The sequence below is a fragment of the Pseudomonas sp. F2 genome (genome assembly GCF_057174385.1).
Map to the genome: position 1 here is coordinate 2,919,518 of NZ_CM169904.1, position 15,896 is coordinate 2,935,413.

A 15,896-nucleotide genomic window follows, 5' to 3' on the forward strand; every position below is an offset into this window, starting at 1 on the left:
CGTCGCCCGGCTTCTTTCCGATGCGACCGATAAATGAACGAAAGGATGATCAGTGGCTGGCAAAAAGGATATTCCCCGGGTCAGGAACCCACCTTCAGGTGACGGGCATCACGTCACCTACCGGTTCATGAACGCGACCGAACTGGCCGAGCGCGAAGCCACGCAGAACGCTTACGAGGCCATGCTGGCCCGGCAGGATGCGTTTGAGCGCAGCCGGCAGGTCGCTGTCAAAAAAGACGACGCGGTCCGGGCCGGATGCGTGTTCGCAAAGTCTTGCAAACTGCCGGACGCGATCATTGATTACTCGAATCCCTCCGGGATGGTGCCGACCGACAGCCTGAAGGATTATGGCGAATTCGCACTGCTCGGCGCCCGTGAAGCCGATGACGCTGAGCTGCACAACCTGCAAACCATCAGCGGAAATACCGTCGCACTTGGCCTTGGACGCCTTGCTCTTCGCAGCCCGGCACTCGCTACGCCAACGGCAGGTCTGGGAGCAGCCATCGGCGCCACCAGTGCTGCACTCATGACCAGCATGGTCGCTTTGCTCTGGACACCCAGTCTGGGTGATAGCGCTCTCTACACCGAGGAACAATTGCGCGCCCTCAAGCAGGCCCGCACCCGTGTTCGCCTGCGCATTGAGCAGCAATCCGATGGCGTTCTGAAAGGTTATGCCTTCTACACCGGCAAGAACCGGGATTGGGAAATGGTTGAGGTCGTGCAACTTGAGACCCGCGACACTCAGTACGTCGCCAACCTGGGAGAAGGCGTCGAGCTGATCTGGACACCCGCCGTGGACGGCTCCGACATCCTCGGCATTCCGGCTCTGGAAGCCGCTCCGCAGACACCGCATATCTGGGTTTACCCGCCAACGAAAGCGGCGAACGACATCCTTGTGAGTCCGGTTTACCCACCGGAATACAAGGATTTCATTCTGGTATTTCCGGAGAGTTCGGGGGTAAGGCCGGTTTATATTGTGGTGAGTGTTTCTGATCACAAATATCATCCCGCACCCAAAGGATTAAGTGCGTTTCCCGACGCAACACCCGCAAAACAGAAGACCAGGGTCAAAGGACGAGGTACTCGTATGCGCTGGAAAACCAAGGATGGGCTAATTCTGGAATGGGATTATCAACATGGAGCGGTAGAGATGTACGACAAACGCGGTCGGCATCTGGGCGAATTCGATGCTCATACTGGAGAGCAGAACAAACCGGCCGATCCAAAAAGAAGGATAGAACCATGACTCACGTAATTTATGCATTTGATCGATCCACCGAAGCTCTGATTTTCGAAGTGCCTATCTCGGCAGAGGCTATCGAGCAGCTGCGAGTCATCATGAAATGGAACGACGCAGAAGACGAACTCTACGGTTACGATCTTGACTCTCAGCAGTTAGCACAACTGGAAACGTTAACTGGAAGATCCTTCTACGATCCTCAATACGATTACCAACTGGCTAGCTACGGTAACTAACGGTCCAAGGCAACCCAGCGACGATACGAAGACAGCAGATCCATGATTTTTCTAATCGAAGCATTTGATAAAGAAAGCGGTTTCCTGGCATTTGAAGAGGAACTCCCAAGTGGATCTGATCAGGCTATAAAAGCCATCATGGGATGGACCGTGGAACAGGAAGGATGGGAGGGATACGATCTCTCGCACGAACAGCTTGGTGCCTTGGAAAAACTCCTGGGTAAGAAAACTTATAACTCTGCTTATAAATTCCAGCTCAGCTGCAATGTTTAACCGATGGTTCTGGCACCGGTGAGCAGAACAAACCGGCCGCGTGGTCGCCGGATTTGGGGCTGCTTCGCAGCCCAGCGGGAGCAAGCTCCCTCGCCACAGGGGTGAGGTGCTGCCTGCAGTGGCGGGGTGAGGATTGAAATCTGGTTGATGCCTGGAATCGCCAGCAGGCTGCCCCCACAGATTCCGCATCATCCTGAAAACAATCAGTGCAACCCGCCGCGCCTCCCGCTATTAATACCCCTCCCCCACTCAAGGATCCGAGCCCCGCCATGAAATTCGATCTCGCCTACTGCCTCAGTCTCGACGACAAGTTGTCGATCTATGACGTTCGCGATCTCAATTTCGATGAGACGGTGGCGTTCGATTCGGCCAAGGAGCACTTCCAGTGCCCCAACGATGCCTGTCGTTTGGCGTTTGATGCCTCCAACGAGTTGGGCACGTTCAACGCGAAAAATGTGAACTACGTGCGCACGCCGCACTTCAAGAATCTACCCACGACGCAGCATGTAGCGGGTTGTCCGTATGTGAGTTTGAAAGCGTCGGCATCTAGCGTTGAGACGGCGGATGGCGAAACGGATGACGCTCGCGAGGAACACTTCCCATCGGAGTTGTTGCTGACGCGGCGTGAGTATGTGCGCAAGCCGGCTGCGCCTGCGGGGGCGGCGGATGTGTTGCGGGATGATCCGGTGCGGGTGGCGCAGGTGAGTTCCAAAGAGTCGCCGGGGCGTGAGACGGCGCCGGACAAGACCAGTGTGTTTGCGCATCCGGTGGAGTGTTTTGTGACGAACTTCGCCGACAAGGAGTTGCTCAAGCGCATGCCGTTGAAGATCGGCGAGCACACCACGCCTTATGGCTCGTTCTTCAAGAAGATCGAGTATCTGACGGACAACAAGGGGCTGATTTACTGGGGCAAGATCAAGGAGATCAAGGATTACACCCAGAGTTTTCGCATCGATTTCGAGCAGAAGGTCTGGTTCAAGCAGGCGGATGAGGCGAAGAAGAAGCCGTATTCGGTGAACGTTTACTTGAGCAAGAAGTTGATCGACAACTACCGCAAGCGCAAGGCGTTTCTGGAAGAGATCAAGCACGCGATCGACAGCGACAAGGAGTTGTTCTGTTTCTTCTATGGCGTGACGCCAGAGTTGAAGCAGGTGCCGAGCAAGAAGAACCCCGAACAGACGTTCGGGGTGTTCAGTGCCAATATCGAGAACCTGGATCACTTTATTGTGCGGGAGGCGCCGGGGTTGGCGTGACGGTTAACCTTTGGGCAACTGCAGTTTGGCTGCACCACGGTGCTGGTTGACCAGCGAGTACGGCAGCACTGACCAATCAGGGTTGTCGCAGTTACGTTGGTAACGGGCGAAGTAAGCGCCCAGGTAAATCCCCTTCGGCGTGAAATGCCAGTTGGAGTAACCCCAGACGCTTTCATCGGTGTAATCGCAACTGCCGTCATCTTCGGCGGGCTTCTTCATCTCTTCGGGATAGAGCGTGGTGAACTGTTTGACCAGCCACGGCGCCATGACTTTCATCTGATCGTATTCGGTGGCCGCGCTATTCGGTTCACCAATCCACAGTACATCTTTGAGTTTCAACAATTCGCCGGTGCGGACGTCGAGGTTGATTGGCGAACTGCCGAAATCCGGGTGGGCACCGCCGCAGCTGTAACCGGTGGAAATGTCCAGGCTGACCACATCCGGCGAGAGAAACTCCGGGGCAGCCCCTTGATCGAACTCGGCATATTCCCCGCCATCCATCATGCAGCGGTGATAGTCGATGACTTCAGTCCAGAACCGTCCGAGCAGGTGGTTATTAATCCGCTGCTGCTCTTCTTTCGTATAGCCAGACTCGACACTGAACAGCGAAATCTTCGACTCAGGCTCCGTCCACCATTGCAGGTCGTAGCCCATGAAGTTTTCTTTCTTCTCCGGTTTGAGTTTAAGTCCCTGCAAGCGCAAATACTCGTAGGGATCGCACTTCGGCAAAGTGGCAATAAAGGGCAGCGTAGTTGCGCTCGGCGCAGGAAGTTTGGCTTCGGTCAGTTGCACCGGCAGCTTCTTGCCCTTGGGATTTTGCCATTCGCCCTGCCAGCCATTAGCGGCGGATTTCAACTTCAGGGTTGGCAGCGGTTTGTCGTCGCCATAGCGGTTGTTGCCTTCGACGAGGTTCAACGTGCTGTCTTGGAGCGAGCCTCTGAGCTCCAGGTCGCGGTGATACTTTTCATAGAAGTAGCGGCCGGTAACTTCGTCCTGCTGCGTGGTGTTGAGCTCCACCACAATCGGCATCTTGCCCAGCGTACCGGTGAACACGCGTCGGCCATATTCGGCATGGGCGGTGGAAATCAGTGTGAACAGCGCCGCAGCGTATGGCGCCAGGCGAAGCAGTCCCTTGAGCATGGATCGATCCCTGATTTAGTCTGAGGTTGCGCCGTAATGTTCAGATCGACGCGAGTAAATTTAGCGGCGAATCATGACGAGGTCTGTCACAGAAATCGAGTGCGCCCGCAGGTTTCAGCTCTCTAGTGTTGCTTCGAAAGCACGAATCTCTTGTTGCGCCTTCCTGCGCCGTTTCAAAGCGTCGTGAATATCTGTTTCATCCGCTGCGCAGTATTGGCGTAACCAGTGAGCGATCATTTCTTCATCCGGCCAGAAACACTCCTTTTGGCCTTTGCTTCTGGGCCTGTCGTTCATCTGTGCATCGAAGCCAATAGCAGCCCGTTCGCCCTGCGGTAAACACCCCCACTCCGCTGCGCAATCTTGAAAAAACCAGGCAATTTCATCGATGTGCTTTTGCGCACTACGATGGCTGCGCCGATAAAACTTGTACTCCAGACAGGCCTCTTCCATTCGCTGCGGCATGATGCCGGCATCGACCCAGTTCATGAGATCGTGGTTGATCGCATCGCGCATTAACCCTTCACGCCAACGATCCGCAAACCAGGCAATAAAGCCTTCTGTGTCAGCCTTCTTGGCATCGGCGAAGATCATGCAATAACGAGTTTCCACATGAATGACGAACAGTACATGCTTACGCTGCACGGTGATGGCGTGCACCAGCCACTGCTCGACGAAAGGGGCACACTCATCGTCCTCAATAACCGACGACGGCAGTTTTGGGTCTACCGGCGTGAGTTTTTTGCCCTTATGCACACGGCTAAAGAACTTACTGGCGGCCTCGGTACAATTGAAGATCAACATCTGTTTTCTCTACTAATACAGGTCAATGACGCTCAGTCGTCATATTTGCTTTCTTCGGCCCACTCAATCTCATAAGGCTGGCGAACGGCACTTCCAAGATCGCCATATTGCCTCCGCGAAGCAATTTTGAGTTGAGCCGGGGAAGGCCTCATCTTATAGACATGCCCAGCAAAACAAGAACCAGCAATCCAATATAGACCCACGCATGCACCCGATCCGGTATCCGCCCGATCCAAGGCGTGGCCATTCGAATCCCGACCAACGACCCCAGTGTCAGCACCGTAAACGCCAGCAAATCCACGTACCCGATAAACCACGCGCCCAGATCCGTCTCGCTGAAACCGGCCAGCGCCATGTACGTCAGCGTCCCGGTCAGTGCCACCGGCACGCTCAGTGGATTGGCCATGGACGTGGCCTGGGACATGCTCAACCCGCAGCGACGCAACAGCGGCACGGTCATGACGCTTCCTCCTACGCCGAGGAACGTGGCGACGGCGCCGATGCCTACACCACCGGCGGATATTTCCTTGCGATTCAATCGGCGTGGGATGACGCCTTCGTCTCGGATGAGGAAGCCGCGTCTGAGCAGGCAGTCGATGATGGTCACGCCGAGGTAGGCGATGAACGCGTAGCGGATGACCTCGCCGCTGACCCACACCGCGGCGATCGCGCCAATGATCGCGCCCAGGGCGATGAAGCCGCCGAGCGGCCACAGGTAATGGCGGATCAGGTTGTCGGCGCGGCGGTGTTTGTCGGTGGCGATCAGGGCGTTGACGATCATCACGCAGGTCGAGGTGGCGACGGCGATGTGCATGGCCGATTGGCCGATGGCGTCGTCGGCGTCGTGGCTGGCGCTGAGCATGCGATAGAGCAGCGGCACGACGACGAAGCCGCCGCCGAAGCCGAAGAGCACGGCGGTGATGCCGGTCATACAGCCGAAGAGGGTCAGCAGAAGGTAGAACATGGCGCGTCTTCCGGTGATGGGGAGCGGTCGACGATAGAGCGACGTGGCTTGGCCTGCTTCAGCAACTCAGCCAATAATGTTTGCGTTTACGCCAACGACCGGGAAACGCTCGATGCGCAATGTTTCGATCAATCTGCTGGATGACACACCGCGCCCGGTGGTGGCGATCGGTACGGATTATTCCCACGGCCATCTGTTGCCATTTCATACGCATCGGCGGGCGCAACTGTTGTACGGCGCAACCGGGGTAATGCAGGTTCGTACCCATGACGGCAACTGGGTGGTGCCGCCGCAACGGGCAGTGTGGATTCCGCCGGGAGTGGCACATGAGGTGCTGATGCTGGGCGTGAGCACGCGCAGCCTGTACATCGAGCCGGGGGCGGTGGATTTGGGGCAGCACTGCCAGGTGATCAGCGTTTCACCGTTGATGCGGCACTTGTTGATGGAGGCGGTGGAAGTGCCGCTGGCCTATGACCTCGAAGGACGCGATGGCGTACTGATCGACTTGCTGCTGCATGAACTGGCGCGCAGTGCGCCCCTGCCCTTGCACATTCCGCTGCCGACTGACGGAAAGCTCCTGGCTTTGTGTCAGAACTTTCTGCATCAGCCGAACGCCCATCAGTCACCGCAACACTGGGCCGAGCAGTTGCACATAAGCTTGCGCACCTTCAACAGACTGTTTCGGCAGCAGACCGGGTTGAGCTTCAGCCAATGGCGGCAACAGGCTTGCGTAGTGCTGGCACTGGCGCGGCTGGCGGCCGGTGATGCGGTGACGCGGATTGCTCTGGATTTCGGTTATGAAAGCCCGGCGGCGTTCTCGACAATGTTCCGGCGCGTCCTCGGCCAGGCACCGTCCGTCTGGTTGGAGGCGGCGAACTAGGGCAAATCAAAAAATGCGTTTGATCCTGGCCGAAAACAACTGTACAAAAACCCAGTACATTTTCAATCAGCACTCTTGAGCCCGGAGCACACCATGGCCTCTCTTGCGATGAACCACATCCTCGAACGCATTGCCCTTTTCCAGTTCACCCCGACGCACTGCGTCCAGGCCCGAGCGATGCTGGGCTGGAGCGTGGAACAACTGTCGCGTGAGGCGGAGGTTGCGGTGGACGACATTCAGCGGTTTGAAGCGCAGCAGGACGTGCCGGATGCGGCGCGGCTGGCGTTGGCTTATCGATTTGAGGCGCAGGGGTTGGTGTTCTTTCCGGGGTTTGCGCCGGGTCGCAGTGCGAGTATGGGTGCGCCATCGGATGCAGTGGGGCGTGGGGATTATGCGATGGCTGAATGAAAAGGCAAGTTGATATTTATCCCTAAATAGGTATATTTTCGCATGAGTGCAAGGAAGCCGCTCTTGTGGGTCTGCAGTAGTAAGAAAGATCTCAAGCAGATGCCCACAGACGTACAGGATGTTTTTGGTTACGCATTGGATTTGGCCCAGAGTGGCTTGAAGCATCCGGATGCAAAACCCCTGAAAGGGTTCGGAGGCGCGGGTGTGTTGGAGTTGATCGAAGACTTCGACACCAACACCTACCGGGCCATTTATACGGTTCGTTTCGGCAGTGCCATTTATGTATTGCACTGCTTTCAGAAGAAGTCGAAGACCGGAATCAAAACCGCCCAGTCCGACATTGATCTGATCCGAAACCGACTTCGAGCCGCTCAGGATCACGCGAAAGGATCAGGAAATGATAGAAATTGAAGAAGGTAGCGGGAACGTCTACCAAGACCTCGAATTACCCAATGCCAGTGAAATGCAGGTTAAGTCGCAGCTCGCGGCGAAGATCGGCGAGATCATCAAGGCACGCCATCTCACTCAAATTCAGGCATCTGAAATTCTTGGATTATCTCAGCCCAAGCTATCCGAAATGCTGCGGGGGAAATTTCGCGGCATCAGTGAAGCCAAGATGATGGAGTGCCTCTCGCATCTTGGACGAGACGTTCAGATCGTAGTGAAATCGGCCCCCCGGTCACGGAAAGAGGGCCGAATTGAAGTGGTATTTGCTTAACCTGAAACTCATCAGGCGTTCTGCACCACCCCTTCACTCTCCCCTTCAACCGCCAACCACCACGCACTCCCGCGCTGCGGCTGCATCAGGTTGAACGCCTCGCCCATTTGCGGCGTGGTGATCGCCACACTGCGCTCCCAGGCCAGTGACAGGATGCGATCAAAGGGTTCGTGCCAGGCGTGCATGGCCAGGTCGAAGGTGCCGTTGTGGATCGGAAACAGCCAGCGGCCCTTGAGGTCGATGTGCGCTTGCAGGGTTTGTTCGGGTTGCATGTGCACGTGCGGCCATTCGACGTTGTAGGCGCCGGTTTCCATCAGGGTCAGGTCGAACGGGCCGTACTGTTCGCCGATGCGTTTGAATCCGTCGAAGTAGCCGCTGTCTCCGCTGAAGAAGATGCGGGTGTCGCCATTGATCATCACCCACGAGGCCCACAGCGTGCTGTTGCTGTCGAACAGGCCGCGGCCGGAGAAGTGCTGCGACGGCGTGGCGACGAAGCGGATGCCGGCGATTTCGGTGCCCTGCCACCAGTCGTACTGGCGGACTTTGCTGGCATCGATGCCCCATTTGACCAAGGTATCGCCGACGCCCAGCGGGGTCAGGAAGTAGTTGGTCTTGGCCGCCAGTTTCAGCACTGCCTGGTAATCGAGGTGGTCGTAGTGGTTGTGCGAGAGGATCACCGCTTCGATCGGCGGCAACTGGTCGATGCTGATCGGCGGTTGGTGAAAGCGTTTCGGGCCGGCCCACTGCACGGGTGAAGCGCGCTCGGCGAAGACCGGGTCGGTGATCCAGAATTTGCCGCGCATTTTCAGCAACAGGGTCGAGTGGCCGAGGCGATAGACGCTGTGGTCAGGCGCGGCCAGCAGGTCTTCAGTTGTCAGCGACTGCACCGGGATCGCAGCGGCGGGACGGGTATTGCGCGGCTTGTTGAAAATCATGTTCCACATGATCCGCAGCATCTTGCGCCCACCTTCACGTTGCACCGGCGCATGGTTACGGAATAGCCCTTGATCCTGGCGAGAGGCTTCAGGCGTGGAAATTTGATCCGCAGAAATATCTGAATTGGCCATGACTGAGAGACTCCAGAAAAACCGCGCAATTCACGGTTTTTCACGGTGGGACGATAAATGGCCAAGGCACGCACGCATCAGCCGAACTGTCTGGTTTTTAGGTTGCGCGGATTAACGCAACATTACACTCGACGGTGTAGTTTCTAGGTTGCATCAAACCGGATGACAAGTAAACTGCCAAGTGTAATTTCCCTCTTTCTCTGCCGAAGCGTACTTATGACAGCTGCACAGCGCCTCACCGACCGCAAACGCGAAGCCATCATTCAGGCGGCGATTGCCGAATTCCGGGCCAACGGGTTCGAGGTCACCAGCATGGACAAGATCGCGGCCACCGCCGGGGTGTCGAAGCGCACGGTGTACAACCATTTCCCCAGCAAAGAAGAGCTGTTCGCCGAAATTCTCAACCAACTCTGGGCACGAATTACTGAAGAGCAGATGGTGAGCTACCGCGCCGATCAGCCGCTGCGCGAGCAACTGCTGCCCATGTTGCTGGCCAAACTGCAGATGATGGCGGATGACAATTTTCTCGGACTGGCGCGGGTGGCGATCGCTGCCACCATTCATTCACCGGAGCGCGCGCAAGACATGGTGGCGCGCATGGGTGAGCGGGAAGAAGGCCTGACAGTGTGGATTCGCGCCGCATTGGCCGATGGTCGGTTGAAGACCGTGGATGCCGATTTCGCCGCGCAGCAGGTGCAGGGACTGTTGAAGTCGTTCGGTTTCTGGCCGCAGATTTCCATGGGTTTGCCGCCGCTGGATGCAGACACGCAAAAAGCCGTGGCCGAGTCGGCACTGGAGATGTTTCTGGCACGTTATCAGCTCTGAACCGGCCTTTTCGGCACCCGCCCGGCGTCACCGACTCGAACTTTGAAAAAACCGGAAACGTACCGACGCGCAATTTCTTGTACAACTTAATTTGGTTTGTATAAGATCGAGCCGTCAGCCTGGATGCTGGCACTTTGCAGTCAATGACAAATGCCGACCCGGCATTTGCTCTGCCAGCGCGGAAACAGGGACACAAACCTCGTCTTTCCCTACTTCCAGGTACTGCCTCTATGTTTTTCAAACGCCACCAGGCCGAACTCAACGATCTTCAACACACCATCACTGAACAAAACGGCCTGCTTGAAGCGATCAATCGCTCCATGGCGGTGATCGAGTTCGACCTTGACGGTGTGGTGTTAAAGGCCAATGACAACTTCCTCAAAACCATGGGTTACCGCGCCGAACAGGTGATCGGCCAGCCGCATCGCTTGTTCTGCACTCCGGAGTTTGGCCGTAGCGCGCAATACACCGAACTGTGGTCGCGCCTGAAAAACGGCCAGTTCCAGTCCGGCACCTTCGAACGGATCAACAGCCAGGGCCAGCCGATCTGGCTGGAAGCCAATTACAACCCGATCAAGGATACGTCGGGGCGTGTGGTCAAAGTGGTCAAGTTCGCCATGGACGTGACGACCAAGGTTCAGCAGGAAAGCGAGGCCAACGCCAAACTGCAGGCAATCGACCGGGCGATGGCGGTGATCGAATTCGACCTCGACGGCGGCATTCTCACGGCCAATCAGAATTTTCTGACACGCATGGGTTACACCCTCGCTGAACTCAAGGGTAAACATCACCGTTTGTTCTGCCGCGCTGAGCTGGTCAACAGCAGTGCCTACGAGGACTTCTGGCGACGCTTGAATCAGGGTGAACTGTTCCAGGGCCAGTTCGAGCGCGTCGACAAGCGCGGCCAGAGTATTTGGCTGGAGGCCAACTACAACCCGGTGTACGACGCCGCGGGGCGTTTGTGCAAAGTGGTGAAATTCGCCACGGACGTCACCGCCCGCGTCGAGCAGCACGAGCACGATGCCCGTAGCGCCAGCGCCGCTTATCACATCTCCGTGGAAACCCGGAAAGTCGCCGAGCAAGGCACTCAGGTGATCCAGCAGGCGGCCAGCGAAATGCGCGAGATTGCTGACGACATCGCGCAGTCATCAACGCTGATCGCGCAACTTGGCGAACGCTCGGAGCAGATCACCGCGATCGTCAATACGATCCGCGCGATTGCCGACCAGACCAATCTGCTGGCGCTCAACGCGGCAATTGAAGCGGCGCGCGCCGGGGATCAGGGCCGCGGTTTTGCCGTGGTGGCGGACGAAGTGCGACAACTGGCGGCGCGCACCAGCGGCTCGACGGCGGAGATTTCCAACATGATCGGCCTGATCCAGAGCGAGACACGGCAGGCGATCAAGAGCATGGAAGGCACCCGCGGGCGGGCGGCGCAAGGCGTTGAACTGGCGGATCAGGCTGGCAGCGTGATTCTGCAGATCCGCGATGGCGCCAGTGAAGCGGTGCAGGCGGTGAGCATGTTTGCCAATGAGCGGGCGCCGGGCTGAGAGACCGCGTCGCGGCTTTCGCGAGCAGGCTCGCTCCCACAGGTTCCGGGTTGATCACAAATTAAGTGATCGACTCATCAATCCCTGTAGGAGCGAGCCTGCTCGCGAACGGGCCATCAGCCTCGATGCAGGGCTATAGTGACCTCCAGTCACAAGTCCTGCCGAGCCCACCATGACCACAGAAAAACCCGATGTCCCCGCGCCGGCCCCGGTCGATCACCTGCGCTTCCACCGCCCCCACGCTCACCTCAACACCACCTTCGGCAACGACGCGTTCGCCCTGCGTGCCGAAGCCTTCGCGAGGTTCTTCGGCACGCCGCTGTTTCTCGGCGCGCAAACGCTGATCGTCGCGGTGTGGATCGGCCTTAACGTCTCGGGCGTGACGCAGTTCGACGTCTACCCGTTCATCCTGCTCAACCTCGCGTTCAGCCTGCAAGCCGCCTACGCCGCGCCGTTGATTCTGCTGGCACAGACCCGACAGGCCGCGCGGGACAAGGCGCAGTCGGACGCCGACGCGCAGCACCGTGAAGCGCTGGCGGTGGCCAACAGCGAGCGCCAGGCGCAGGCCGCACAGACCACCGCGCAACTGCTCGAACTGCTGGAACAGAACACCCGACTCACCGAGATGACCAAGAGCCTGACTGAACGCATCGAAGGCCTGACCCGCGAACTGCATGCGCACATCTGCCAGGATCCGCAACGCTGATCACGGCAGACGCAGCGCCCGCCCCAGTTCATCGAACAGCGTGACCACCGCGCGCAACGCGCGGCAGTCCGCGCGGGTCAGCAGCCACAGCGCGGTGTCATAGCCGTGCAGCGGTGCGCTGAGGGGCTGCAAGCCTTCCGTGATCAGAAAGTCCGGCAACGCCGCCACACCGAGACCGCCGCGCACCAGTTCCGTCACCGAGAGCATGCTGTTGCAGCGATAACTCGGGATCACGCCGGGCAACTGTTGGCGGCGCCAGGCGACGGTCGGGTGATCCGGCAGAAACTCGTCCGGGGCGATCCAGGTCAGCGCCGCCAGATCCGTCGCATCCACATTCTGCAGATAACGCGCACTGGCGCAGACCCGGTAGGAAACCTTCGCCAGTTGCCGTCCGACCAGATGCTCCGGCGGTGTACGCGTCAGGCGCAGGGCGATGTCGGCATCACGCCGGCTGAGGTTGGCGAAATCGTTGGAGGTGCTCAGCTCGAGAGTCAGCGCCGGGTAGTTCGGCATGAACTGCGCCAGCGCCGGCAACAGCAAGCCTTGCAGCACCGAATCGGTACAGGTCAGGCGCACCGTACCGCTGACCACTTCGCCGCCCTGCTCGACACCGATTCGCGCCGCTTCCAGTGCCTGTTCGGCGCGCTCGGCCTGCTCGGCCAGCGTCTGCGCGAGGGTGGTGGGCAAATAACCGGCGCGGCTCTTTTCGAACAACTGCTGGCCCAGCGCTGACTCCAGACGACGCACCGCGCGAAACACCGTCGACACGTCGACCCTGAGCAACTGCGACGCCCGGGCCAGAGAGCCGCCGCGCACCAACGCAAGGATCAGCGCCAGATCCGGGTAGTCGAGTCGATAGTGCGTCGCTGCATTGATCACTTGGGAAAACGCCAATATTGAGTGCGTGAACGCCAATCTATAGTGAGCCCCGGTGATCGACAACTGCACACCCTCACCACAGAGGTTCATCACTCACTCAAATCAAGGAAATCCCATGGACGCCATTTCCATCGCCCTGATCGGCGATCACGACCCGCAAGTCACCGCCCACCAGGCGATCCCCGTTGCCCTCGGCATGATCGCCGAGCAGTCCGGCCAAAATGTGCAATTCGACTGGCTGGCCACGGAGCAAATCCACGTCGATACACCATTGGCACACTACGACGGCTTCTGGTGCGTCCCGGCCAGCCCCTACAAAAGTGAGGCCGGTGCACTCAGGGCGATTCGTTTTGCCCGCGAACAACAGCGCCCGTTCCTTGGTACCTGCGGCGGTTTTCAGCATGCGCTGCTGGAATTTTCCCGCAATGTGCTGGGCTGGGCCGATGCCGAACATGGCGAAACGTCACCGGATTCGCCGCGAGCGGTACTGACGCCGCTGACCTGTTCGTTGGTGGAGGCGGTAGACAGCATTCATCTGGTCGCCGGTTCGTTGATCGCCAAGGCGTACGAAACGTCTGAAATTCATGAAGGTTATCGCTGCCGATTCGGTGTGAATCCGCAGTTCGAACAAGAATTGCTGACCCCTCCGCTACGCGCCGTGGGGCACGATTCGGCGGGCGACTTGCGCGCGATCGAATTGACTGACCATGTGTTTTTTGTCGCGACGCTGTTCCAGCCGGAACGCGCAGCGCTCAAGGGCCAGATCCCGCCACTGGTGCGGGCGTTCATCGAAACGTGCGTGGAGCAACGGCAATGAAACCGGCCCCAACCTGCTTCGCGGTGATTTTCACCTCGACCCGTACCAAGGGTGACAACGGTTACGCCGCGGCCTCCGAGCGCATGATGGCGCTGGTCAGCCAGCAGCCGGGGTTTCTCGGCATTGATTCGATTCGCGGGGAAGATGGCGTCGGCATCACCATTTCCTACTGGGAGAGCGAGGCGGCGATTCTGGCCTGGCGCGAGCATCCCGAGCACCGGGTGATTCAGGCGCGCGGGCGGGCGCAGTGGTATTCGACGTTTCAGACGCGGGTGTGTCGGGTGGAGCGGGAGTATAGGTTTGGGTAGGGAGTTGGGTGGGGTTCTCTCTGGCCTCATCGCTGGCAAGCCAGCTCCCACAGGTACTGCGTGATCTTCAGAACAACGAATAACCTGTGGGAGCGTGGCTTGCCCGCGATGCGGCCAGTAGCGTCAATACAAAAACCTCAGCCCTGCACCAGACTGCGCACCGCCAAAATCTCCGGCACTTCAACCTTGCTCATGTACACCCGCAACGGCTCGGTGATGTTGATCCGCTCGTCGATGTTCTGATCCAGCAGCAACTGAATCAGCTCGCGCTTCAAGGTCATGGTGGTATCCGAAACCGGCGCCCAGACAAATTCGCTGGTGGGAATGATGCCGTCATCGGCCACGTCCATGCCGAACGAATCTTCGCTGAATCGCACGATGTACTGACCGGTCTTGCGGTTGAGGCCGACAAAACCCTTGAGGTCATCGGCGGCCTGACAGATGAGTTGGGAAGTGATGCGCATGGTAAACCTCACGAAAAATCATCGATGGTTTACACGCAGGGCAACAGACTCGGCGCGCCCTCTGCCGGAGCGTCTGCCGAGGGCAAGCGTACTGCAAACCGCGCCACAAAAGTGCAGGAAAAATCGCTTTTAATACGTTTATGTCGGTCTGGCGATAGCACGCAATCGCTTCAGTTGTTAAAAGGTACGTCTTTGAAAATGCCCTGCGAAAGGAACTCGAACATGCCCGCCACTTTCACCAAAAGCGCCCTCATGCTGAGCCTGATGCTCGGTCTCGGCCAGGCCCACGCCGCCGTGACTGACGTCAACGCGCTGGCCGCCGTCCATGGCATCCCGCATCCAGCCGTGATCGCACACCGTGGCGCGTCCTTCGATGCGCCGGAGTCCACCGCCGCCTCCTACAAACTGGCCCGCGACCTCGGCGCCGACTACCTGGAAATGGACTTGCAGCGCAGCAAGGACGGCGTGCTGTTCGCCCTGCACGACAACAACCTGCAACGCACCACCGACGTCGCCACCAAATTCCCGGAGCGCAAGGACAGCCCGGCCACCGCCTTCACCATGGCAGAACTGAAAACCCTCGACGCCGGCAGCTGGTACAACAAGGCTTACCCGAATCGCGCGCGTCCGACCTACGCCGGGCTGAAAATCCTCACCCTCGATGAAATCATCGACATCGCCCAGGCCAACCCGAAACACAAGCCGGGCCTGTACATCGAAACCAAGGAACCGCAACTGTTTCCGGGGATCGAGCATGACCTCAAAGAAAAACTGCAGGATCGCGGCTGGCTGAGTCCGGCCGGCTCGAAACTGGCGAAAAGCGAACTGGGCGTCGGCCAGGGCAAAGGCAAAGTGATCCTGCAGACTTTCGAGAAGAACAGCCTCGAACTGCTGCAAAAGGAAATGCCGCAAGTGCCGAAAATCCTGTTGCTGTGGGTCGGCGAAGGCAGCATCGAGCCAAAATCCAAGGTGAGCTTTGCCGAGTCCGGCGAGAAGGACAAGAACGTGTTCTACGGCAAGCAGGAGCCGAAGTCCGAAGCCGAATTCAAGCAATGGGTGGATTTCGCCAAGGCTCACGGCGCCATCGGCACCGGCCCTTCTGCCAAGTTGACCAAGGGCGGCGATCAGAGCTACTCGGATCTGGTGCAACCGTGGATGAACCAGTACACCCACGATCAGGGCATGCTGGTGCACGTGTACACCGTCGATGAGCCGGTGGACTTCGAGAAAGTCATGGCGGCCGGGGTTGATGGCATCTTCACCAACCGCGCCAGCGAACTGTTGAAGTTCTACAAGCGTCCAGCCAGCGCCAGTGTCGATCAGGTGTTGAAGAACAACGGGTTCTGATCGGTCACCGAGGCGCCCTC

19 protein-coding genes and 2 pseudogenes are annotated in these 15,896 nt (G+C 58.3%); 15 read left to right on the forward strand and 6 right to left on the reverse strand.

What is annotated here, in order from left to right; translation table 11 throughout:
* Window positions 1–52: 52 nt before the first annotated feature.
* The 4 genes from AC193Q_RS13030 to AC193Q_RS13045 all read left to right on the forward strand — a co-directional run bounded on the left by AC193Q_RS13030 (window position 53) and on the right by AC193Q_RS13045 (window position 3,002).
* Window positions 53–1,246: an S-type pyocin domain-containing protein gene (locus tag AC193Q_RS13030; protein ID WP_483879595.1), complete on the forward strand. Its 1,194-nt coding sequence runs from the start codon at window positions 53–55 to the stop codon at window positions 1,244–1,246.
* A complete protein-coding gene (locus AC193Q_RS13035) occupies window positions 1,243–1,476 on the forward strand; it encodes a DUF7683 domain-containing protein (RefSeq protein WP_401276872.1) in 234 nt (77 codons plus the stop codon). Before AC193Q_RS13030 ends, AC193Q_RS13035 begins: the two co-directional genes overlap by 4 nt.
* A 42-nt stretch (window positions 1,477–1,518) precedes the next feature.
* Window positions 1,519–1,749 (forward strand): DUF7683 domain-containing protein, encoded by a 231-nt coding sequence (locus AC193Q_RS13040; RefSeq protein WP_047295866.1) that lies wholly within the window; start codon window positions 1,519–1,521, stop codon window positions 1,747–1,749.
* Between the two features lie 269 nt (window positions 1,750–2,018).
* A complete protein-coding gene (locus AC193Q_RS13045; protein ID WP_483879596.1) occupies window positions 2,019–3,002 on the forward strand; it encodes a hypothetical protein in 984 nt (327 codons plus the stop codon).
* 3 nt (window positions 3,003–3,005) lie between these two features.
* Here the strand turns inward: AC193Q_RS13045 and AC193Q_RS13050 are convergent, their stop codons facing one another.
* The 3 genes from AC193Q_RS13050 to AC193Q_RS13060 form a co-directional block, all read right to left on the reverse strand.
* Window positions 3,006–4,142 carry a hypothetical protein gene (locus tag AC193Q_RS13050; RefSeq protein WP_483879597.1) on the reverse strand — a complete coding sequence of 379 codons (1,137 nt, stop codon included), beginning with the start codon at window positions 4,140–4,142 and terminating at the stop codon, window positions 3,006–3,008.
* A gap of 114 nt (window positions 4,143–4,256) precedes the next feature.
* Window positions 4,257–4,943, reverse strand: coding sequence for a DUF6933 domain-containing protein (locus AC193Q_RS13055; protein ID WP_483879598.1), 687 nt, complete (start codon window positions 4,941–4,943; stop codon window positions 4,257–4,259).
* A gap of 148 nt (window positions 4,944–5,091) precedes the next feature.
* Window positions 5,092–5,907 carry a sulfite exporter TauE/SafE family protein gene (locus AC193Q_RS13060; RefSeq protein ID WP_483879599.1) on the reverse strand — a complete coding sequence of 272 codons (816 nt, stop codon included), beginning with the start codon at window positions 5,905–5,907 and terminating at the stop codon, window positions 5,092–5,094.
* A gap of 112 nt (window positions 5,908–6,019) precedes the next feature.
* On the opposite strand from AC193Q_RS13060, the gene AC193Q_RS13065 reads away from it, so the two are divergent.
* The 4 genes from AC193Q_RS13065 (at window position 6,020) to AC193Q_RS13080 (ending at window position 7,913) form a co-directional block, all read left to right on the forward strand.
* The gene (locus AC193Q_RS13065) at window positions 6,020–6,787 is read left to right on the forward strand and encodes an AraC family transcriptional regulator (protein WP_483879600.1); all 768 of its coding nucleotides are present in this window, start codon (window positions 6,020–6,022) and stop codon (window positions 6,785–6,787) included.
* Window positions 6,788–6,880: 93 nt separating this feature from the next.
* Complete coding sequence (locus AC193Q_RS13070) at window positions 6,881–7,195, forward strand: helix-turn-helix domain-containing protein (RefSeq protein WP_047295874.1); 315 nt, start codon at window positions 6,881–6,883, stop codon at window positions 7,193–7,195.
* 99 nt (window positions 7,196–7,294) lie between these two features.
* Window positions 7,295–7,606: a type II toxin-antitoxin system RelE/ParE family toxin gene (locus tag AC193Q_RS13075; protein ID WP_236170318.1), complete on the forward strand. Its 312-nt coding sequence runs from the start codon at window positions 7,295–7,297 to the stop codon at window positions 7,604–7,606.
* Window positions 7,593–7,913: a helix-turn-helix domain-containing protein gene (locus AC193Q_RS13080; protein WP_047295878.1), complete on the forward strand. Its 321-nt coding sequence runs from the start codon at window positions 7,593–7,595 to the stop codon at window positions 7,911–7,913. Before AC193Q_RS13075 ends, AC193Q_RS13080 begins: the two co-directional genes overlap by 14 nt.
* A gap of 11 nt (window positions 7,914–7,924) precedes the next feature.
* Here AC193Q_RS13080 and AC193Q_RS13085 read toward each other — a convergent pair whose 3' ends face one another.
* Window positions 7,925–8,980, reverse strand: a complete 1,056-nt coding sequence (locus AC193Q_RS13085) for an MBL fold metallo-hydrolase (RefSeq protein ID WP_476285904.1) — start codon at window positions 8,978–8,980, stop codon at window positions 7,925–7,927.
* A gap of 216 nt (window positions 8,981–9,196) precedes the next feature.
* Between AC193Q_RS13085 and AC193Q_RS13090 the strand changes: the two genes are divergently transcribed.
* The 4 genes and pseudogenes from AC193Q_RS13090 to AC193Q_RS13105 all read left to right on the forward strand — a co-directional run bounded on the left by AC193Q_RS13090 (window position 9,197) and on the right by AC193Q_RS13105 (window position 12,061).
* Complete coding sequence (locus AC193Q_RS13090; protein ID WP_483879601.1) at window positions 9,197–9,805, forward strand: TetR/AcrR family transcriptional regulator; 609 nt, start codon at window positions 9,197–9,199, stop codon at window positions 9,803–9,805.
* Window positions 9,806–10,125: 320 nt separating this feature from the next.
* A pseudogene (locus AC193Q_RS13095) lies at window positions 10,126–10,761 on the forward strand (PAS domain-containing protein); the annotation flags it as partial.
* Between the two features lie 156 nt (window positions 10,762–10,917).
* Window positions 10,918–11,355: pseudogene (locus AC193Q_RS13100) on the forward strand (methyl-accepting chemotaxis protein); the annotation flags it as partial.
* Window positions 11,356–11,527: 172 nt separating this feature from the next.
* Window positions 11,528–12,061, forward strand: a complete 534-nt coding sequence (locus AC193Q_RS13105) for a DUF1003 domain-containing protein (protein ID WP_041066470.1) — start codon at window positions 11,528–11,530, stop codon at window positions 12,059–12,061.
* Here AC193Q_RS13105 and AC193Q_RS13110 read toward each other — a convergent pair whose 3' ends face one another.
* Window positions 12,062–13,003 (reverse strand): LysR family transcriptional regulator, encoded by a 942-nt coding sequence (locus AC193Q_RS13110; protein ID WP_041066609.1) that lies wholly within the window; start codon window positions 13,001–13,003, stop codon window positions 12,062–12,064.
* A gap of 52 nt (window positions 13,004–13,055) precedes the next feature.
* Here AC193Q_RS13110 and AC193Q_RS13115 point away from each other — a divergent pair, with 52 nt between their 5' ends.
* Window positions 13,056–13,757: a CTP synthase C-terminal region-related (seleno)protein gene (locus AC193Q_RS13115; protein WP_483879602.1), complete on the forward strand. Its 702-nt coding sequence runs from the start codon at window positions 13,056–13,058 to the stop codon at window positions 13,755–13,757.
* Window positions 13,754–14,065, forward strand: coding sequence for an antibiotic biosynthesis monooxygenase family protein (locus AC193Q_RS13120; RefSeq protein ID WP_483879603.1), 312 nt, complete (start codon window positions 13,754–13,756; stop codon window positions 14,063–14,065). The genes AC193Q_RS13115 and AC193Q_RS13120 overlap by 4 nt, the downstream gene beginning before the upstream one ends.
* 137 nt (window positions 14,066–14,202) lie before the next feature.
* Here the strand turns inward: AC193Q_RS13120 and AC193Q_RS13125 are convergent, their stop codons facing one another.
* Entirely contained in the window at window positions 14,203–14,529 is a 327-nt protein-coding gene (locus tag AC193Q_RS13125) for a DUF2025 family protein (RefSeq protein WP_483879604.1), read from the reverse strand.
* A 222-nt stretch (window positions 14,530–14,751) separates the two neighbouring features.
* Between AC193Q_RS13125 and AC193Q_RS13130 the strand changes: the two genes are divergently transcribed.
* A complete protein-coding gene (locus AC193Q_RS13130) occupies window positions 14,752–15,876 on the forward strand; it encodes a glycerophosphodiester phosphodiesterase (RefSeq protein WP_483879605.1) in 1,125 nt (374 codons plus the stop codon).
* Window positions 15,877–15,896: the final 20 nt, after the last annotated feature.